This window comes from Pseudidiomarina planktonica (assembly GCF_900177775.1).
Lineage (GTDB): Bacteria > Pseudomonadota > Gammaproteobacteria > Enterobacterales > Alteromonadaceae > Pseudidiomarina > Pseudidiomarina planktonica.
The window spans coordinates 218275-238430 of record NZ_FXWH01000003.1 but is presented as its reverse complement, the minus strand read 5'-3'; the positions used below and the strand labels follow the sequence as shown (position 1 = coordinate 238430).

The 20156-nt window shown below is 49.9% G+C and carries 18 protein-coding genes; 4 read left to right on the top strand and 14 right to left on the bottom strand.

Going from position 1 to position 20156, the window contains the following annotated elements:
- Positions 1 to 4: 4 nt before the first annotated feature.
- The 5 genes from CCE91_RS11230 to CCE91_RS11210 form a co-directional block, all read right to left on the bottom strand.
- Entirely contained in the window at positions 5 to 358 is a 354-nt protein-coding gene (locus CCE91_RS11230; RefSeq protein WP_234996332.1) for a phage holin family protein, read from the bottom strand.
- Between the two features lie 4 nt (positions 359 to 362).
- Positions 363 to 620 carry a DUF883 family protein gene (locus tag CCE91_RS11225; RefSeq protein ID WP_086435387.1) on the bottom strand — a complete coding sequence of 86 codons (258 nt, stop codon included), beginning with the start codon at positions 618 to 620 and terminating at the stop codon, positions 363 to 365.
- Positions 621 to 779: 159 nt separating this feature from the next.
- The gene (gene azu / locus CCE91_RS11220; RefSeq protein ID WP_086435386.1) at positions 780 to 1232 is read right to left on the bottom strand and encodes an azurin; all 453 of its coding nucleotides are present in this window, start codon (positions 1230 to 1232) and stop codon (positions 780 to 782) included.
- A gap of 93 nt (positions 1233 to 1325) precedes the next feature.
- Positions 1326 to 1484 (bottom strand): YqaE/Pmp3 family membrane protein, encoded by a 159-nt coding sequence (locus CCE91_RS11215; protein WP_086435385.1) that lies wholly within the window; start codon positions 1482 to 1484, stop codon positions 1326 to 1328.
- A 124-nt stretch (positions 1485 to 1608) separates the two neighbouring features.
- Entirely contained in the window at positions 1609 to 3138 is a 1530-nt protein-coding gene (locus CCE91_RS11210; RefSeq protein ID WP_086435384.1) for a S10 family peptidase, read from the bottom strand.
- A 155-nt stretch (positions 3139 to 3293) separates the two neighbouring features.
- Between CCE91_RS11210 and CCE91_RS11205 the strand changes: the two genes are divergently transcribed.
- A complete protein-coding gene (locus CCE91_RS11205; protein ID WP_086435383.1) occupies positions 3294 to 4106 on the top strand; it encodes a sterol desaturase family protein in 813 nt (270 codons plus the stop codon).
- On the opposite strand, the gene CCE91_RS11200 is transcribed toward CCE91_RS11205, so the two are convergent.
- Genes CCE91_RS11200 through CCE91_RS11175 form a run of 6 tightly spaced genes read right to left on the bottom strand, consistent with a single transcriptional unit; the run spans position 4103 to position 12693 of the window.
- Entirely contained in the window at positions 4103 to 4717 is a 615-nt protein-coding gene (locus CCE91_RS11200; protein ID WP_086435382.1) for a CDP-alcohol phosphatidyltransferase family protein, read from the bottom strand. The genes CCE91_RS11205 and CCE91_RS11200 overlap by 4 nt on opposite strands.
- Positions 4710 to 5345, bottom strand: coding sequence for an ATP-binding cassette domain-containing protein (locus CCE91_RS11195; RefSeq protein WP_086435381.1), 636 nt, complete (start codon positions 5343 to 5345; stop codon positions 4710 to 4712). Before CCE91_RS11195 ends, CCE91_RS11200 begins: the two co-directional genes overlap by 8 nt.
- Complete coding sequence (locus tag CCE91_RS11190; RefSeq protein ID WP_086435380.1) at positions 5332 to 7017, bottom strand: ABC transporter permease; 1686 nt, start codon at positions 7015 to 7017, stop codon at positions 5332 to 5334. Before CCE91_RS11190 ends, CCE91_RS11195 begins: the two co-directional genes overlap by 14 nt.
- Entirely contained in the window at positions 6993 to 8129 is a 1137-nt protein-coding gene (locus CCE91_RS11185) for an ABC transporter substrate-binding protein (protein ID WP_086435379.1), read from the bottom strand. Before CCE91_RS11185 ends, CCE91_RS11190 begins: the two co-directional genes overlap by 25 nt.
- Positions 8129 to 10270 (bottom strand): dihydrolipoyl dehydrogenase, encoded by a 2142-nt coding sequence (gene lpdA, locus CCE91_RS11180; RefSeq protein ID WP_086435378.1) that lies wholly within the window; start codon positions 10268 to 10270, stop codon positions 8129 to 8131. The genes CCE91_RS11185 and lpdA overlap by 1 nt, the downstream gene beginning before the upstream one ends.
- A 17-nt stretch (positions 10271 to 10287) precedes the next feature.
- A complete protein-coding gene (locus CCE91_RS11175; RefSeq protein ID WP_407681285.1) occupies positions 10288 to 12693 on the bottom strand; it encodes a TonB-dependent receptor in 2406 nt (801 codons plus the stop codon).
- A gap of 209 nt (positions 12694 to 12902) precedes the next feature.
- Here CCE91_RS11175 and CCE91_RS11170 point away from each other — a divergent pair, with 209 nt between their 5' ends.
- The 3 genes from CCE91_RS11170 to CCE91_RS11160 all read left to right on the top strand — a co-directional run bounded on the left by CCE91_RS11170 (position 12903) and on the right by CCE91_RS11160 (position 16558).
- Positions 12903 to 13637: a DUF1499 domain-containing protein gene (locus tag CCE91_RS11170; protein ID WP_086435377.1), complete on the top strand. Its 735-nt coding sequence runs from the start codon at positions 12903 to 12905 to the stop codon at positions 13635 to 13637.
- A 27-nt stretch (positions 13638 to 13664) separates the two neighbouring features.
- Positions 13665 to 14846: a peptide-methionine (R)-S-oxide reductase MsrB gene (gene msrB / locus CCE91_RS11165; RefSeq protein WP_086435376.1), complete on the top strand. Its 1182-nt coding sequence runs from the start codon at positions 13665 to 13667 to the stop codon at positions 14844 to 14846.
- 134 nt (positions 14847 to 14980) lie between these two features.
- Complete coding sequence (locus CCE91_RS11160; protein WP_159454943.1) at positions 14981 to 16558, top strand: GGDEF domain-containing protein; 1578 nt, start codon at positions 14981 to 14983, stop codon at positions 16556 to 16558.
- Between the two features lie 22 nt (positions 16559 to 16580).
- Here CCE91_RS11160 and CCE91_RS11155 read toward each other — a convergent pair whose 3' ends face one another.
- The 3 genes from CCE91_RS11155 to CCE91_RS11145 all read right to left on the bottom strand — a co-directional run bounded on the left by CCE91_RS11155 (position 16581) and on the right by CCE91_RS11145 (position 20154).
- Positions 16581 to 17006: an MAPEG family protein gene (locus CCE91_RS11155; protein ID WP_086435374.1), complete on the bottom strand. Its 426-nt coding sequence runs from the start codon at positions 17004 to 17006 to the stop codon at positions 16581 to 16583.
- 18 nt (positions 17007 to 17024) lie between these two features.
- Positions 17025 to 18797 (bottom strand): diguanylate cyclase, encoded by a 1773-nt coding sequence (locus CCE91_RS11150; protein ID WP_086435373.1) that lies wholly within the window; start codon positions 18795 to 18797, stop codon positions 17025 to 17027.
- Positions 18798 to 18897: 100 nt separating this feature from the next.
- Positions 18898 to 20154, bottom strand: coding sequence for an APC family permease (locus tag CCE91_RS11145; RefSeq protein ID WP_086435372.1), 1257 nt, complete (start codon positions 20152 to 20154; stop codon positions 18898 to 18900).
- Positions 20155 to 20156: the final 2 nt, after the last annotated feature.

Below are 20156 nucleotides of genomic sequence, written 5' to 3'. Positions count from 1 at the left end.
TCCGCTACAAATTACTGTTGGTTATTGCAAACATCAGGTTGCGACTGCGCCGTTTTATATCTCTGACAATATAAAAAGCCGCGCCCAGGTGAACAACTGCCACAATAACCAGCGCTAAGGTAAGCGACAAATAGCCACCGCTTACCACAGCAATAACAGCAGCTGTCACGAACAACGCCCATGCCGTAAGCGTTAAACCAGCGGCAATAATGCTAAGGGCAATCATTCGGACAAAGCTTTCACCGGCTCGGCGGGCTTCCATGCCCGCCAGTTCGAGGTGCGCTTTCACCACCTCACGAACTTCAGTTCCCAGTACCTGAACTTGCTTGAGCAAGCTTTCGGTTTCAGCTGTGTTCATTTGTTTATGAACGGTCACTGAACAACCGGCTTAATAAGTAGCCGCCAGCAGCTGCAATGCCTAACGCTTTAACCGGATTTGCTTTCACATAGTCGGTGGCAGATGCCAGCCATTTTTCCTGAGCTTCTTTCAGGTCATGACCTTTCTCGCCTAAGCTGTCAGATGTGCGCTTAGCCGCGTCAGCAACTTTGTCGATAGTGTCATGTGCTTTATGCGCTGACTTGTCTACTGCTTCTTCTGCTCTTGCTTGATTCGTATTCATAAAAATATCCTCGGGTTGGTTGGAATGTACTACTAAGCAAAGTCGCTGGCGGGTATTTAAGCAAAGTTATTTACATAGATTTACTGTGTTGTAGGTAAATTGAAGGCAAAAAAAACGGCCCCAACTGGGACCGTTTTCGTTCATAAGCTTAACTTAGCGTTAGGCTTTAATCTTAAAGCTACCAGTCATAATGTTCCAGTGACCTGGGAACGAGCAGAAGAATACATAATCTTCGTCGGCATCAAGGTCAGCTACTGAAAACGTGATACTGGTTGATTCGCCACCACCAATAACATCAGTTGCGGCAATAACTTTGTCACTGTCAGGTACATACTGATTGTCCATACCTGCTGCAACAGCAGCGCCGGTAATGGCATTTTTGTCGCTGGCTTTGCTCAGCACCCAGTTGTGACCCATAACTTTGGCCGCTAACTTGCCGCTGTGCTCCAGGTTCAACGTAACTTCTTCACAGCTAGCTGGTACTGACAGTTCTTTTTTGTCGAACTGCATAGCGTCGTTACCAGATATAGTCAGTTCGCACTCGTTTGCCTGCGCTGACGCTGAACCAAATAACAATGCAATACCTGCTAATGATATCGATAATAATCGCATAAAAATCTCCTTGTAAAAGAATAAAACCGCTTTTTTCTACGCCTCAATATACGTACAAACCACCTGAAAAGTTTAGGTTGCCTGTCAGGTAGTTTAGCGGCGTGCAATTATCCAAACCGCATGAACAACACCCGGAATGTAACCTAGCAAAGTTAGTAATATGTTTAGCCAAAAATGGCCGCCAAAACCAACTTGTAAAAACACGCCAACAGGTGGCAGCAGAATCGATAGTATTATACGTAGTAAGTCCATTTTAGTTCCTTGATTTAAGACAATGCATAGTGGCATTGAAAAACTTCTGTAAAGGCCATAAAAAAGGTCGCCAGTTGCGACACTGACGACCTTTTTCAAGCTAACTAAAGCGACTTAGTCGCGGTTAGTATTTAGCCGGTTCGCCAGCAGCTGGCAGACTCTTTTGGATGAACTCACGCAGGTCCTCATTAGACTGGCGCAGATCATCGCGACGTAAATACATCATATGGCCACTCATATAACCCTTAAAGTCTAGTCGATCTTTCATCTTACCGCTTGGGTCCAACTGCCACATGTTGTATTTGCCATCGAAATAGTTGGTAGCACCGTCAAAATAGCCCGACTGAGTTAACACATTCAGGTATGGGTTTTGTGCCATCGCCTGACGTAAGTTTTCGCCGGTATTATTGTTAGTGCGATCCCACGGATGAACAGGACCAAACATGTTGTATTTAATATCAGTTTTGAAGTTTAATTCTTCACGCAGGTAATAGTTAATAGCCGGCGTAAATGAATGCAACCACGAGGTTAGCTCAGAGTTGAAATCTGGACGAGAACCAACATCGTTTTTATCGATACCTAAGTAGCGTGAATCCAACCGGCCAATAGTTTGACCACGATCACGCAACAGCTCTTTCCAGAAGAACCAGGTGTCTACATCCAGGTTCGAGCGCATAACCACTTCTTTAGAAAGGCCTGAATAACGGGCAACTGTTTCCGCAATACGGTTTTTATCTTCAGCGCTAATAGAGTTACCTTTTGCCAGAGCTGGCAGGTATTCATTAATAGTGAACTCTTCAATTTCAGGCAGAATGTCTAACAGTTCCTGACTTTGTAAATCGCTTTCTAAAGCGTCGTGATACCAGGCTGCAGCAGCAAAGTAAGGCAGGCGGTTAGCCGCTTTTACCGGACCGTTACGATCTATACCCAAGTCAGTAGGAGACACCAGAATAACGCCGTTTAAGTACATCCACTGGCGGTTTTGCAGTTCCAGCGCCAGGCCAGATACGCGGGTAGTACCGTAGCTTTCACCAATGAGAAACTTCGGTGAGCGCCAGCGCTCTTTACGCGTTACAAAAGTGTTCAACCATTCAGCTAAATACTGCACGTCGGCATTCACGCCAAAGAACATCTCTTTTTGCTGGTCGCGTGACGGCATTTCGCCATCAGCGTTTGGCAACACGCGTGAATAGCCGGTGTTTACCGGGTTTACAAACACGATATCGGCAACATCAAGCACCGAGAACGGGTTGTCTTTCACGCCGTACGGTTGAATTGGAAAGCCTTCATCATCAACCCGTAGTGACTTAGGTCCGGTGTAAGCAATGTGCATCCATACTGATGCAGAACCTGGGCCACCGTTGAATGAAATAAGCAATGGACGACTAGCGCGATCTTTCACGCCCTGACGCTCATAATAGGTGTACTGCAAGGTTGCGGTCGCATCACCAGCTTCATTGTAAACCGGTTGGGTACCTGCAGTGGCGTTATAACGTACCCGTTCACCTTTAATAGTAACCTGATGCTCGGTAACTACCGAAGAATCAATATCGATGGTGCGTTTATGGTCGGCCACGTCGTCGTACGCCAGGGCACTTTGACTAAGACCAACGCTAAGCAGCAAAGCTGCCGTTGCTAGTTTTAAGGTTGTCATATAGAACTCTCTTATTGTTTTATTCGTAATGCTATTTAAAAGAAGATTACCACGAAGCTCAAGGTGATTGAGATAACTAACCAGAGAAACCGTTGAATGGTATGATTGAGAACAATTTCAGACCAATACTGCGGTAACCAGCGGATTTAATTCATATGGCCAGCGAACCCCTGATTCGATTATCAGCTTTTTTAGCAGTGCTACTGCTAATGTTGCTGTGGGAGTGGCGCAAACCCTTCCGGCAAACCACGCTGGGGCGTAAACAGCGGTGGCCAGCCAACTTAAGTATTGTGGTGCTAAATACCCTGCTGGTGCGGGTACTGATACCCGCAGGAGCTGTGGGCGCCGCACTTTGGGCGCAGGAACAACAATGGGGCTTACTGGCACAGTTTGAGCTGCCCTGGTGGCTGGTCACTGTTCTAGCGGTGGTGGTTCTGGATATCGCCATTTACTGGCAGCATCGCATTTTTCACCAGGTACCCTGGTTATGGCGTATGCACCGCGTGCATCACGTTGATCAGGACATTGATGTAACCACTGGCCTACGCTTTCATCCGTTGGAAATTCTGCTGAGCATGCTGATTAAAATTGGCGTGGTGGTTGCCTTGGGTGCACCAGCGGAAGCGGTGATTTTATTTGAAATTATACTGAGCGCTACCTCGATATTTAATCACGCCAACGTGACCTTACCCAAAGGGTTAGAGCGCCCCGTGCGGGCTATTATTGTAACCCCCGCCATGCACCGCATTCACCATAGCCAGCGGCCAGAGGAAACCAACAGTAACTACGGTTTTAACCTGTCGTGCTGGGATCGTGTGTTCGGCAGTTACACCGCCAACGCCAAAGGTGGCGAAGCGAACTTGAGAATAGGCATTAAAGAGTTCCGGGAACGCACGCAAACCAATGGGCTGCGCGGCATGTTGTGGCTACCTTTCGCCAAACCCGCTGCCTCGAAACAGCAAGACTAGGCCCGGTGTTTAAGGGTTTGGTACCCGGCCCATAAACGACTGCAGGCGGTTATCCAGCATAAGGCTGAGAACACTAGTGCCAGCGCCACAAAATACTGGGGCCACAGGCAGAACAACACAAACGCCAGAATGGTTTCAAAGCCCTCGGTAATACCGCCCATATAGTGCAGCGACTTATTCGGATACTCGGGGTTATCAATGCCGTGTTTCACCGCCAGCGTTGAGAAGGCCAGAAAGGTGGAACCGGTACCCATAAAGGTAACCAGCAACAGCCCTGCCGCAATGGCATTTTGTTCCGGATTGGCCAGTAAAAAACCAAACACTACCGAACTGTAAAAAATAAAATCAAAGGTAATATCTAAATAGCCGCCGGCGTCTGTGGTGTGCGTTAACCGCGCCACGGCACCGTCTAAACCATCAGCGATACGGTTAATAGCAATCATCGCCAGTGCCCATAAATAGGCTTCAAATGCCAACAATGGCAGCGCCAGCATACCTATTAAAAAGCCAACCACAGTAATCTGATTGGCACTCACTCCCGCCTTTACCAGCAGTTGTGCAACCTGCTTCAGTACCGGTCTAAGGATGCTATTTAGTCTGGGATCAAACATAAATCACCTGTTGCGCCGACTCGCTGTCGGCAATGTCATGGCTAACCACCAGCGCCGGCACTTGCCATTCTTGCAGCAGCTTATAGGTCCAACTGCGAATGCTGTCACGCAAGGCCATGTCCAGCGCTGAAAAGGGTTCATCCAATAGCAGTGCCGCCGGTTCATGAATTAGTGCCCGTGCCAGACCAACGCGAGCCTGTTGGCCACCGCTTAAGGTTTCCGGGTACACGTCACCAAAGTCTGCCATTTCCATAGACGCCAGCATGGCCTGCACATGTTCACGCTTTTCTTCCGGCTTGGCTTTACGCAATCGTTTAGGCAGCGCAAACGCCAGGTTTTCAGCCACGGTCATGTGTGGAAACAGCAACACGTCCTGAAATAGCAAGCCAATGTCACGATCCTGAGTGTTAAATTCAGTAATATCAGTATCGTTCAGCAGCACCTGGCCACTAATGTCAAAGTCAGGCTGCGACTCACCAATAAGCCAGCGTAGCGCAGTAGATTTACCGCTGCCGCTAGCGCCCATGAGCACCCCTACTTCGCCTTTCTTCACGCACACTTCGGGCAGGGTTAATAACGGCTTTTCCGAGTCTTTCAGCCGAATTGTCAGTTGGTTAATTACCAGCATCAGAGTTCACTCCCTGGGTTTGGCCTGCCTTTCGACCAGCAGTTCGTCCTGCTGTTCGGCCAGTAAAGAGCACCGCCGTGAAAATCAGTAAAGGTAACAGCGCCTGCAGCAATGAATAGAGCGCGATCAAGGCGCGGTCACCGCCACTAGCCAGCGCCACGGTTTCGGTAGTCAGGGTGGTAATGCGACCATTGCCCAACAACAAGGTAGGTACGTACTGCGCAATGCTGACCGCAAAGGCCATAGCACCGCTGAACAACAAGGGCGCGCGCAACAGCGGCCACTGAATCTGCCACCACGCCTGCCAACGGCTGTAGCCCAAAGTAGCGGCAATGCTCATATAGCGCTGATTGAAACTACGGTAATGGCTGGCCAGAACTAAATAGCTGTAAGGCAGCGCAAAAATAATGTGGCCAATAATAACCGCCAGGTAACTTGACCATACCTTGGGCGTAATACCCAACATACTTTGCAGGCTTACCCAACCCAGCACCAGGCTTACTTGCGGCACTAGTAGCGGCAGCAACACAATCCAGTCGGGCCAGTGCTGATTACGCTTGCGCTGATGTTCCAGCAGCAATACGCTCAAGCTTAAGGCGGCTACCGCGGTAATTAATGCCAGTGACAATGAATGAAATAAAGGCTGTTGCAGAAACGGCCATTCCTGCACCCACAAACTCACTTGCCAGGAATCTGGGCTTAAATCGGGGTAGTACCAACCAAAGGCAAGCGACCAGCTTATGAGCACCGCCAGCGAGCCAATTACCAACACCACTGCCAGTGGCTGCCATAACCGCCCTAAGCCGATAGCTAACACGCCCCATGGGCGGCGCATAAACCACCACTGCTGCCGGGCGCCTTTCAATACCCAGCCTTCATGCCAATGCACCAGCGCATACATAAATGCCGCCGCCACTAGCAGAATAAAGCTACCGAACGCAGCAAAACTTTGATCTACCGGCACAAAGCTGCGCTGCCAGTTCACCACTTCTACCGCCAGTGGTGCCGGCGTATTCGGGCCAACCAAAGCAGCAATATCTACCACCGCCAGGCTGTAAACCACCACCGCAAAGAATGGCAGTTTTAACCGGCGCACCAACAATGGCCGCATGATTTTCCACCAGCTCACATAGCTGCCATAACCCATGGTTGCGGCCAACCGCTGCCATTGCTGCTGTGGAAATTGCTGCGCACTGGCGGCAATCATAAAGAGTAGGAAAGGAATTTCCTTTAGCACCAGCACCAGAATCATTAAGCCCAGGCTTTTTTCCTGCGGCCACCAGTTGGTTGGCGGTTGTGGGAATAACGAGAATAGCTCCTGTAGCAGGCGTACCAGCCAACCACTGGGGCTTAACAGGAAGAGTAAGCCAATGGCAAACGCCACATGCGGCATGGACAGCAAGGGTGCCAGCCACTGCCGGGTGCGGCGCCAGGCGCCGGTGTGTTGCGCGGAGGCGCTAATAAGTAAGGCTGAATATAGCGCTAGTAGCGGCGCAACTATGGCCACCAACAGGCTGTAGCCAATGCTTTTAAACAAGCCCGGCTGCTGAAAAAATTCGAACCAGTCAGTAAACCGCCAGAGCCCATTCAGGCCCAGCAGTATGCCAATGGCTACCGGCACCACTAACACCAGTAACCATGGCCAGGTTAATGTTGATAACGCTCGAGCCATGCGCTCTCCAGATAATCCTGCCAGCTGCTGTGAAGTTCTGCAGTGGCCGGAAACAATTGCTGTTGTTGCAGCATATCACGACGCACCGAAGGATCACCCCACCCTGACAACTGCGCTTTTTGCTGCTGTGCTTCGCGGGACAATAAAAACTGAATTACCACTTCAGCGGCTTCAGGCGCTTGGGCGCTTACCGGAATAGCCAGGTAATGGCTATTGGTTATGGCTTCAACGCCCAAACTGGCACGGGTTAATTCAGCAGGTAACCTGCCGGCTTGCGCGGCTACCTCAAGTTCATTGGGGTTAAAGCTAAAGGCTATGTCCAACACACCGTCGGCCAGTAGCCGTTGCTGCTCGCTAACGCTTTGCACAAACACCTCACCCTGGCGCCATAACAGCGGATGCAAGCTGTCTAAATAGTCCCACAATAAAGGTAGCAGGTCTGCCGCGGCCGCTTCAGTAACAGGTTCGTATAAACGTGAATCTTTATCGCTAAGTACCAGCAGCAGTGACTTTAAAAAGGTAGTGCCGTGGAATTCAGGCGGAGCCGGATAAGTAAATCTGTTGTGGTTTGCTTTGGCAAAGTCCATTAATTGGCTCGGGCTAAACTGGTCGCCACTGATGCTGTCGGGCCGCGCCAGCAAATGAAACTGGCCAATGCCCCAGGGCACTTCAAAGCCTTCAACAGGCTCACCAAAATCGCTGCTTAGCGGCAAGGTGTCAAAGGCTAGCTCGCTTACATTGGGAATGTTTGAGTCTAACTGGCCGCGCAGCAAACCTGCTTGTTTCAGGGTGCGAAAATTCTCGCCGTTTATCCATAGTAAATCTACCGCACCAGCGGCGTTCGATTGATTCAACACCACAGTTACAGCGGTGGCAATATCGTCTACTTTCACATGCTCTAACCGAATACCATACTGCTGACGCAGCTGCCGTCCAGCCCAGCGCAGGTAATTATTTACCCCTTGCGAGCCACCCCAGGCGTAAAAGTAAACGGTTTTGCCCTGCGCCGCAGTAACTTGCTGTTGCCAGGCCTTGTTCGAACTGTCAGAGCTGTCAGCCCCGGCCATAACCGGCACGCAGGCCATTACCAAGGCGACCAACCAGCGACGCATTAATTACGCCGCCAGCTGTGGAAGCGCTCTACCCATTGCAGCAGCTTTTCCGGTGCATTCGCCCGTTTCCAGTTGCCAGCCAGGTATTTATTGGCTTCCGCCATGGTTGGATAAATATGTATGGTGCCCAGGATTTTGTTCAGGCCAATATTGTGTTTCATGGCCAGCACAAATTCGGCAATTAACTCTCCCGCCTGCGCACCCACAATAGTGGCGCCAAGAATCTTGTCTTTGCCCGGTGCCGTTAGCACTTTCACCATACCAAAAGCCTGATCTTCGGTTAAAGCCCGATCCAGCTCGCCAATATCGTAACGGGTTACTTCGTATTCAATATCTTGCTCTTTGGCGGCCGCTTCCGTTAATCCAACGGTAGCTACTTCAGGGTCGGTAAAAGTGGCCCAGGGAATAACCCGGTAGTCGGCTTTAAAGGTTTTAAACGGACTAAACAAGGCATTCACCGCAGCATACCAGGCCTGATGGCTGGCAGTGTGGGTAAACTGATAAGGCCCGGCTACGTCACCGGCAGCGTATATATTCGGGAAATTGGTTTGCAGCAACTCGTTCGTTACTATGGTGCGGTCGGTTTTAACACCAATATTTTCCAGCCCGTAACCGGTTAAATTGGCTTTACGGCCTACAGCTACCAGTAATTGGTCAAACTCAACTTGCTTGCGCTGGCCATTACTTTCAACTTCAAGGTATTTGCGCGAACCTTCACTTCCCACAGCTACCGCTTTGTGATTAGTCAGCAAGTTAATATCTTCGGCTTCAAAGCGCTGTTGCACTAGGCTGGCAACGTCGCCGTCTTCTTTAATAAGCAAGCGCTCGGTTTGTTCAACAATAGTTACCTTGCTGCCCAGGCGTGAGAATGCCTGCGCCAGTTCACAGCCAATAGGGCCGCCCCCCATAACCACTAACTGTTTAGGTAACTCACGCAATTGCCAAAGGTTTTCAGCCGTCAAATAACCACTTTCAGACAACCCCGGTAAATCCGGAACAAAAGGACCGGCACCGGCTGCAACAATAATGTTTTTGGTGGCTACTTCGCGCTCGCCGTTGGCGTCGGTTACTTTTACTCGCCAGGGCGAAATAATTTCGGCACTGGCCGTAGCCACCTCAACGCCAAGCTTAGTGTAACGCTCTACTGAGTCATGCGGCTCAATGCTTTGAATAACGTTCTGCACCCGCTGCATAACCTTGGCAAAATCAACCTGCGGCTCGTTGCTGGTAATGCCAATGTGGTGCGCTGTGCGTTGCTGCTGCGCTACTTTACCGGCGTGCAACAAGGCTTTGGAAGGCACACAACCGGTATTTAAGCAGTCACCACCCATTTTGTGCTTCTCAACCAACAATACTTTGGCTTTTACCGCCGCTGCTATGTAAGCACTCACTAGCCCTGCAGAGCCAGCACCAATAACCACCAGGTTGTAGTCGAACTGCTTCGGCTGTTCATAGCCCTGGTAAACTTTACGGCGGCGCAAATAGCCAACAATAAACTTCGCAATCAGCGGGAAAATACCTAACAGCGCAAACGACAGCACCAGCTCGAACGAGAAAATACCGCCTAACGAATCCAACTGTGACAATTGGGTACCGGCATTAATATAAACCGCGGTGCCCAACAACATACCCACCTGACTGACCCAATAAAACGTCCAGGCCTTTATGGAAGTTAAGCCCATGGCCAGGTTGATAACGAAAAACGGAAACAGTGGCACCAACCGCAGGCTTAACAGATAAAACGCGCCGTCACGCTCCATGCCTTTGTTAATAGCTTTTAAGCGCTTGGAGAACTTGCTGTGCACCCAGTCTCGAAGAATAAAGCGGGCACTTAAGAATGCTAGGGTTGCACCTATAGTTGAGGCGAACGAGGCCAGTAATAAACCCCAGCCCAGCCCGAATAAGGCGCCAGCACCAAGAGTTAATACCACAGCTCCCGGCAGCGACAGGGCCGTTGCCACTACGTAAATAACGAAGTAGACCGCAAACACCGCCAGCCAGTTTTCCTGCTGGAAGTTCTGCAACTGCTGTTGTTGTTCCTGAAACCACGACAGGGTTAAGTACTGCCCCAGATCAAAGGCAAAAAATATCGCCAGTGCCGCAACAAAAACACCTGCCAGAGCTAGTTTTCGAACATCCAAGGTTGTTCTCCCTGCGTTTAGAATGTGTGCTTAAAGGTTAACTCAAGGTATCGCGGTAACGACGGAAACGCCAGCGTTGAGCCAAAGTAGCCACCTTCAAACACCGGCGACCAGTTATCCTGATCCGTCAGGTTAAATACGTCTAAACGTAAGGTGCTGCGTTGGTTGGCAAAGCTGTATTGAACGTTCGCATTTAACGTGTGCTGATCGCGAATACGCACTGTATTAAGGTAGTCTAATTTATAGTTACCGGTGTAAATGGCATCTAAGCCAAGTGACCACTGCTCGCTTAGCTCATAGCCAACAGCGAAGGACGCACTGTGATCAGGTAAGCCCTGAACCCGCACGCTCGACGGTGCGAAGCCGGCAAAGTTTGGTGCACCAACACCTGTGCCTTCAATAATATCTGGCCGCGAATCATCAAAAGCATCGGCTACCTGAGCTGAATCCTGAAAGCTGGCGCTATTGTCGTAGCGAGCGTCCAGATAACTATAACCTGCACTTACCCACCAACCATCTAAACCGTCGTAAACAACCTGGGTTTCAAAGCCGCGGGTTTTAATGCCACTGTTGCTGCCGTCACGGTTACGCAGGCTGCGGGTTTGATTAAATATAGCGGCATCGGCATACCAGGGGCTGGTGGCCGGCGCGTATTTAATACCCAATTCAACCAACTCATTCTCAGTAGCAAAGTTCAGCTCACTGATTTGGTTGTTGGCACCCAGCACGTTACCGCCGCCCATGCTATTGGAGGTAGATTCCAGATAGCTGACCGTACCGTACAACAACACTGAGTCTTGCAGGCGGTAATTCAAGCTTGCCGCAGCACTTCCCAGTACTTCGCTAATGCTGTCTTCAGCGGCTGCAAAGCCCTCCGGTGGCAAGGCGTCCCGCGCGGTCACGTCGTAATAGTCCAAACGCCCACCCAGGGTGAGCAACAAGCGCTCGGTTAACTGGCTTTCTTGCTGCCAGAACACACCAAGCTGCAAACTTTCAGAATCAGTGGTATCGGACAAGCTGTAGTCACCCACCCCGTCGCCATTGTTGTCATACTGCGCACCCGGTGACACATATACACCAGGGCGTAATTCAACTAGTCGCGCCTGTTGCTCAGCGGTTAATGGAATACGGCGATTACTTAGTGGCCCGGTTAAATCCGTTGGTAAATCAGCTTCAGTGGTGAACTGGCTATAACCCAGCACGTCGTTGTAGCGCACATTAAAACCAAAGGTGCTTTGCTGAGTCTCACTCCAGAACTTTTGCAATTCCAGCCGGTTTTCAAAGGTCGAAGCGCCGTCAATAATTTCCACAAAGCTGTTGGTCGCTACTTCGTCACGTTGCAGGTGCTGGAAATAAGTGCGGTTGGTTAACGCCAGCGAGTCATTCAGCTCAAGCTGATACACACTGTGAACTAAATAGGTTTGCGCATTGTTTGTGGTTAACGGATCGGTCAGCACTTGCGAGCGCGGGATTTCTACTTCACCGGTTGGGCTAACGACGCTAAAAGGGCCTGGCACGGTTGAACCGTTTGGCTGCACACCCTGGCCAGTGATATATAAATTATGGTCAATCAGGTTCTGCGTTGGACGGTTAATACCGGCGTTGTCGGTGTAATCAACATCAAAGAACTCAAAATTAAGACGCCATTCGCTCTTGCTGTTAGGTCGCAACCGGTAAGCCAGCATCAGATTCTCACTATCAAAATGCGCGTAGTCATAGAAGCTGCCCTGACGGCGCACTTCGGCACTCACCCGCACGCCCTGCTTACCTTCTTCCACGGCCGTACCGGCATCTACCTGCGCCGTGTAGCTGTCCCAGCGCCCGGCACTTACTTTCATGCTGGCTTCAGAACCCGTTAACGGGGCTTGCTTCGGCTGCAAATTCACAAAGCCACCCACGCGCTGGGTGCTGCCCAGAATCACTGAAGGCACGCCTTTCACTACATCAATTTGTTCCACGCCGTTGAACGACAACGGAATACCAAAACCGTTATTACCCGCCTGACGGCGCATGCCTGCTTCAAACAGCTCGCCCAACTGACCGCGAATGGTTGGCAGGCTTGGCGCACCAAAGCCACTGGCAGCATAAGTGTTAGGTGCTAACTTAAGAATATCGTGCAAATCATCAATGGCGTTGTCTTCCATCATGGCCGAGGTGATTGGTGTTACCGCCCGTGGAATTTCAAAAATACTTTTGTCGCCACCAAACAGACCACTCAGTTGGGCGTCTTTGGGCGAGGTTAACGCACGTTTGCGGTCACCAAAAACCTGAATTACTTCCACGTCCCTCTGCTCAGCTGAAGCTGTTTTTACATCCGCAGTAGTTGACTGCGCCATAACGAAAGCTGGTGTTGCCAGCAAAATGAGCGTATTTACTTTAAGGTAATTAACAGGCGTGACGCGCGGTCGACGTTTGAATGGCATTATTTTTTTCCTATGTATTATAGTTTTAGCTCAACAGTATACTGATTTTTAAGCCTATTCGTTCAGTCAGAACGCAAACTTTGTTGTTATTAATTCAGTAAACAAATACAAAAGTTGCGTTTTTACGTACTCATGCTTAGCTAGTAAAGCAAACACAGGGCTTTCTGCAGTAAAACCGCCCTTTTTATGATTCACAAGGACTAACAACAATGAAAAAAATTATCGGCTGGATATTAATCTTTGCAGGCTTACTGGCATTATTGGCACTGGCTTTAGCCGGGCCAGCCTACAAATACAATGTTGCTGACCTGTCGGCAGCGTTTTTAACCATGCGTTATGCCGCTTATGTTGGTGCTGGCGCCGCCGTGCTCATCATTCTTTATTTTATTTTTGCCCGCCCGCGCGCAGGCATGTCGGTACTGTTAATACTTTCCCTGGTAGCAGGTGGTATTAGCTTCTACTTGCCTTACGCGCAACTGCAAACGGCGCAAAGCGTACCGCCAATTCACGACATTAGCACCGACACTGAAAATCCGCCTGAGTTTATAACCATTGCACCACTGCGTGCCGATGCTCCAAACCCGGTTGAATACGCTGGCCCGGAAACCGCAGCGCAGCAACAAGAGGCTTATCCTGATCTTGAGCCTATGCGCCACGACTTGCCGGCCAACGAAATATTTGAAGAAGCACTAATGGTAGTTCAGGAAATGGGTTGGGAGCTGGTTGATAGCGACATCGTTTCTGGTCGTATTGAAGCCACCGACACCACCCGTTGGTTTGGCTTTAAAGACGACGTAGTGATTCGTATTAGTCAGGAAGCGACGGGTTCAGTGATTGACGTACGTAGTAAATCACGCGTCGGCCGCAGCGATGTGGGCGTGAATGCCAAACGTATTGAAGCCTTCCTGGATCGCTTAAAAACACGTTTGAAACAGAGTTCGTAACTAGAAGTAGTAACTAGAGGTGGCCTTATGAAAATACAGTCTCTTAAATTCGTTGTGCACTCGGCACGAACCGCATTGCTCGGCGCGGCATTAAGTATGCTCAGCATCGGCGCGGCTGTGGCCCAAAGTGATGATCAGGATGAGGCTGTAGCTACCTTTGCTGGTGGCTGCTTCTGGTGCGTTGAGAAAGCTTTCGAGGAAGTGCCAGGTGTAGCCCGCGTGATTTCGGGCTACAGCGGTGGTACCGAAGAAAACCCAACTTATGAGCAAGTGGCCTCCGGCCGTACCGGTCATACTGAAGCCGTGCAGGTGTATTACGATCCTGATGTGGTTGAGTACGCAGGGCTATTGCAAGCGCTGTGGCACATGATGGACCCAACCGACAATGATGGTCAGTTTGTTGACCGTGGTAAGCAGTATCGTCCGGCCATTTTCTATCATAACGCGCAACAGCAGCAGATTGCTGAGGCAGCGGTTGCCGAACTGGACGCTTCAAATACCTATTCTGATCCGGTCGTGATTCCGATAGAGCCATTTAAAACCTTTTACAAAGCGGAATCCTACCATCAGGATTATTATCGTAAGAATCCAATTCGCTATCGCGTTTATACCTTTAACTCAGGCCGTTTTCAGTTTGTTGAGTCGGTTTGGGGAGACACCAGCGATGTTGACTATACTTCATTTTCAAACGCGGCCTATCTGAACAGTGACGCTGATTCCGCAGTATCCAACCAGGAGAACAGCATGAGCAATGACGATCCGTACGCCAACTTCACCAAGCCATCGGACGCTGAGTTACAAGAAATGCTGACCGATGTGCAATACCGCGTGACTCAGAAAGACTCAACCGAGCGCGCGTTCAATAACCCCTACTGGGACGAAGAACGCGATGGTATTTATGTTGATGTTGTAAGTGGTGAACCGCTGTTTTCATCGGCGGACAAATTCGAGTCAGGCACAGGTTGGCCAAGCTTTACCAAACCTATTACCGAGTCTGCTGTAGTGACAAAAACTGACCGCTCCTGGTTTATGAAACGCATTGAGGCGCGCAGCACCCATGCCGACTCGCATTTAGGCCATGTATTTGAGGACGGCCCGAAACCTACCGGCCTACGTTATTGCATGAACTCAGCAGCAATGCGCTTTATTCCACTGGAAGATATGGCGGCCGAAGGTTACGAAAAATACATTCCATTGGTGAAGGACTAATCACTTTATACCAACTTTCTGTTGGTTTTTTGTGGAAATTTTAGACAAAAGCGTGTCTACTACGGCATTACTAAAAATAAAAATAACAACATAAGTATATGCGCTATTTTCTAATCACATTCAGCTTAGTGACTATGCTGCTTTGGCAAATGCCGTTTGCCAACGCTGCAACCCCAGTGACAGTGCAATTGCGCTGGCTACACCAGTTCCAGTTTGCCGGTTACTACCAGGCCGTTGAGCAAGGCTACTTTGCCGAAGCCGGGCTGGACGTGACTTTGCTGGAAGGCGGCCCCGACGCATTAGAACCTACCGATAAACTACTGCGCGGTGATATTGATTTCGCTATTACCGCCTCCGGCGTGGTAATGCGCAGATTAGAGGGTAAGCCGGTAGTTGCGGTTGCAGCACTAATGCAAACCTCGCCACTGGTTTGGATTACCTTAAAAGAATCAAACATCACCACCCCGCAAGACTTAGTTGGTAAGCGATTGATGATGATGCCACCTCCGGAAAGTGCCGAGTTGGTAACCATTTTGCGCAAAGAAGGACTGCCGGTTGATACCGTACAGTTAGTGCCAAACACCTATCGGCTGGACGACCTGATTGACGGCAAAGTAGATGCTTACGACGGTTATATCTCCAACGAACCCTATGTCCTGAATCAGCGTGGCGTTGACTACAACCTGATTAATCCGCGTGACTACGGGGTTAACTTTTACAGCGACGTATTGGTTACCACCGAAGATTTGGCAAACTCAGATCCTGAGCTGGTGAGCGCCATGAAAGAAGCAGTGGAGCGCGGTTGGGATTATGCATTTAAGAATGTCGACAGCACCATTGATTTAATTCAGGCGAACTATGCCCCGCAAAAATCCCGCGGTCATTTGCGCTACGAAGCCGAGAAAATACGCCAACTGGTGATGCCGGAACTAGTGCAACTTGGGCATATGAATCCGGGCCGCTGGCAAATGATTGCTGAAAGTTATCAGGATTTGAATATGACCCGCGGGAATGCATCGTTGGATGGTTTTATTTTCACCCCGCCGGAGCGAGCTGACTACAGCTATATAATTTACAGCCTGATAGGCGCACTTATTTTACTGGCGATTGTGATGTTTATAATGTGCCGGTTTATTTATCTGTCGCGCTTGCTGACCGAAGAAATTGCGCAACGCCGCGAAGCCGAGAAAGAGCTGCAAGAAGCGAATAAAGCACTACAAACGCTTTCCATTACCGACCCATTAACTAACCTATATAACCGCCGTGGTTTTACCGAGTTGGTGAATAAGGCCATGAGCCGCGCTGCCCGCGAGCGAACCGAGCTGGCTATTCTGGCGCTGGATTTAGACCACTTTAAGAAAATCAATGACGAGCATGGACACCTGGTAGGCGATCACGTACTGGTGCGCTTTGCCGAGCTGTTAACCACAGTGGCCCGCCCCTACGATACGGTTGCGCGGGTTGGCGGTGAAGAGTTTTCTATTCTGATTGAGCGGGTGGATATTGATACCGCCACTAAAATTGCCAAACGCATCAGAAAAGACACCGAGGCGCTGCAGATTATGCACCCCGATGTAGACGAGCCTATTCGAATGACGGTTAGTATTGGTTTAACCCTAAACACCACCAGCGTTATCGACATTTGGCGTGGTGCCGATGAAGCCCTGTATCAGGCCAAAAACTCTGGCCGGAACCGGGTGGTGGTTATTTAAGGCTGACCGTTACTTGGTAAAATTAGCTAAGCAAAGTTATAAATGACAATACTAATAACGCCAGATTTGCTATCCAACCCAGCATAAAGAAATAGCTGCGTGGGCTTGGGTTTTGTTCGGTGGCAATAGCGTAGTAAAGCACCATATGAATAATTCTGGATAGCGCCATAATGGCAATTAGCAGTGTTGTCCAACCCGCGTCAACGCCCACCAAAATAGCTAAAAAGCTGGCGCCAAGCATAGTGCCAAGGTTTTCGACTGAGTTCTGGTGCGTACGCCAGGCACGGAACACAAAATCGTGATGACTTAAGTCGGTAGGTGGTTTTCCCGGAATGGCGCCATTTTGTTTGGCTTTACGGCCGCTGGCAACTAGCCACTGAATTAAAACGGTGGCAATAATCACCGCAATCCAAAGAAAGGCCCCCTGGTAAATATTGGCAATATTCATAACTGGCTCCTGTATTTATTATTCTTGGTTTTGCGTGCCCGGACGATAAATAGTACATCGGTTACCACCCGCAGCACGCGCTTGTTTTAAAGCCGTTTCAGCTCGCACAATAGCTTCCTGCTGAGAAATAAACTTACCTCCTGCGGTTACCTCGGTAAGCCCCGCAGTAAAGGTATGTTTAATAAAGAGCCCACGATACTGAGTCGGCGTTTGTTCAAAATCCTCGCGAATCCGCTCAATCAATTCGTAAGCTGCCCGCAAGGATGGCGCCTGCAGTAACAATACAAATTCCTCGCCAGCGTACCTAACACTAACGTCTTCGTCACGACTTAAACCACGTAAAGTTGCACCAATGTCTTTTAATACCGTATCTGCGGCCTCGTGACCATGCTGTTCCAGCAAGTCATCAAAGCGATCTATCGCCAGCAAAGCCAGGAATTCAGGTGAGCCTTCGCCAGTGAAACGTTTACGCGCTTCCTGATAAGCGGCTTGCAGCTTACGGCGGTTGCCAAGCCCGGTAATTTCATCACTCAAGGCTTCTTTTAAGGCCTCGGTTCGGTCTTTTTCCCAACTAACCAGGCGTTCACCCAGCGCAATAAGCAGGAACACCGCCTCAATGATACTGCCTAGCTGAGCGTAACCCAGTGGGGCCATGCCCCAACCAAAAACATTGGTGCCGGCGCTAATAACGCTCAGCAATAATCCCACCGCATAGAACGACCAGGCAATGGAATACCAGCGCGCGTAAACCAACCCTTTGCGGTACGCACGCCAACCTAAAATAGGAAGCAGAATAAGTGTACACAAAGAGACATAAGATAATACCAAGACTTCTTCATACACACCCAGCAGCCGCAAACCAATACCGGCCAGCATGATGACCTGTAATACACTAATGGTTTTATCCCAGCGCGGCAGCAGCCTTGGCGTTTCAAGAAATACTCTGGAGAATTGCAACGCCGTAATACTAGTAAGCAAAAAGATGATATTGAAACCTTCGTTTTGCATAAACACCGACTGCGGCCATAAGTACTGGTAAGACAGCCCGGTTAGTTTGGCCCACATTAACCCGCTGGAAACAATAAAGAGCGCATAGTACCAATACACCCGCTGCCGCAGCATAACGCCAAATACCACCGCAACCACCAGCAACAATAGCATGACGCCAAAGTACAACCCTTGCTGCAACATGGTGTCCTGCGCCATTTTATTGAACTCAACCGGCGACGCTAAGAATAAACTTAAGCTCATGGTTTCATGGCCGCTGAACGACAATCGCACATATACATCGGTATGGCTTTGTGGCGGAGTTCGGTGGGCAACGGCAAGAGTACGGAAATCAATGGGTCTATCGGTAAAAGGACGGCGATCACTCAGCGAGTGCTGAATCAGATTGCCATCTTTGTTTTGCACGTAAACCGTCATGTAATCCATGTACGGGTGCTCGTGATACAACACCCATTGCCTGGAATTATTCAGGCGGTCGTTCTTCACTCGGAAACGAACCCAAAACGCTTGATCAGTTAGCCCCTGATTGAGGTTCTCTGTACGCAATGGCCGGAAACGATATAGGGGAAGCGAGTCAATGGAAACATTGCGATCGGCCATTAAGAACTCAGCGGGTTGCCGAACTGGCATTAAGCTAAGGTCAGAAATGTTGATAGCCGAAAGGTTGTCGTCTTGATAACCATTAAAATCGCCGGGAATGGTCTTAGCATGGCTTACATTTGCCAGCAGTAACGCAGCAATTAACCAAATAAAATGAACGGGTACAACAGTTTTTAAACCCATAAACTACGCCATCACGAGAAAGTATGCATAAATGTTTCAATCCTGATTTTTTATCAGGTCACTTAGTGAATAGCAAATGAATCACGTAAAAACTTATTGCTTATTTGTTAGCTACCAGATGCAACCGCCAGCGATGCCAAACTAACCCGGCAAGAATCAGTAGCCCGCCCGCCGCTAATACCCGCCATTCAATAAACAGCGTTAAGGCTAAACAGCTGATCAAACCTAACACCGATATTGCGCGTGGTACGAAACGCTGCTGCGCCGGAATCTGCAGGGCCGCCAGATTAGTAATGCCGTAGTACACCAGTACCGTGAATGCGCTGAATGACCAGGCCAGCTCCACACTTCCGGATAAAGCCAGCGCCATCATAACTACTGCCGTTAGCCAGGTTGCCGCTGGTGCTGAGGTCTGGCCTACATTCAGGCCGCCAAATACTGCAGGTAAATCACCACGACGCCCCATGGCCAGAATAACCCGCGACACACCTAAAATAAGATTCAGCATAACGCCCAGCAACGCCACTGCCGCACCTACCAGCACCACAGTAGCTACGGTGTCGTTACTGGCCAGTGCAACCAGCGCCAGCTCGCTCTCATTCACGCCCTGCTGCTGTAAATTGGTGTACTGCAATGCCCAACCCAATAACAGATATAACGCCGTGGTGACCAATACAGTAGCTATTATGGCCAGCGGGATATTACGTTTGGGTGAGGTAATTTCTTCGCCCATAGTGGCGATACGGCCGTAGCCTGTGTAGGCCACGAAGATTAGCGCGGCGGCGGCGAGGATATCGTGCGCAGAACCTGCGTTGGTAGGCGCTGCGACCAGAGTTGGTTCATATGCACTAAAAGTAGTAAACACAAACACCAGCAACGCACCAATGGCCACAGTAACAATAACCGCATTAGCCTGATTAGAGCGCCGCACACCGGCAAGTACCAGCAGCGTCATTATGGCAATGGTTAGCAGTGCCAACGGCACCTGCCAGCCGTGCGCAAGGCCCAATGCCGGCAGCACATACAAACTAAGTGCCAACGCAGCCGTTGCCGCCGAGGCACTCTTCGCCGCAACAAACAGCCAGCCAGCACTAAAACCAAACCAGTGATTCAGGAATTTATAGCCGTATTCATAAGTACCACCACTAACCGGATGCACCGCCGCCAGCTGCGCACTGGAAAGCCCGTTACAAGCCGCCACCAGCGCCGCAATCAAAATAGCAATCAGCACACCGCTGCCGGTAATGCTGGTTGCCATAGCAATACTCACATAAGCACCGGTACCAACAATGGCACCTAAGCCAAGCAAAATAGCACCGGGAAGTGATGTGCCGCGGATTAGTTGTGGTGTTGCCATGT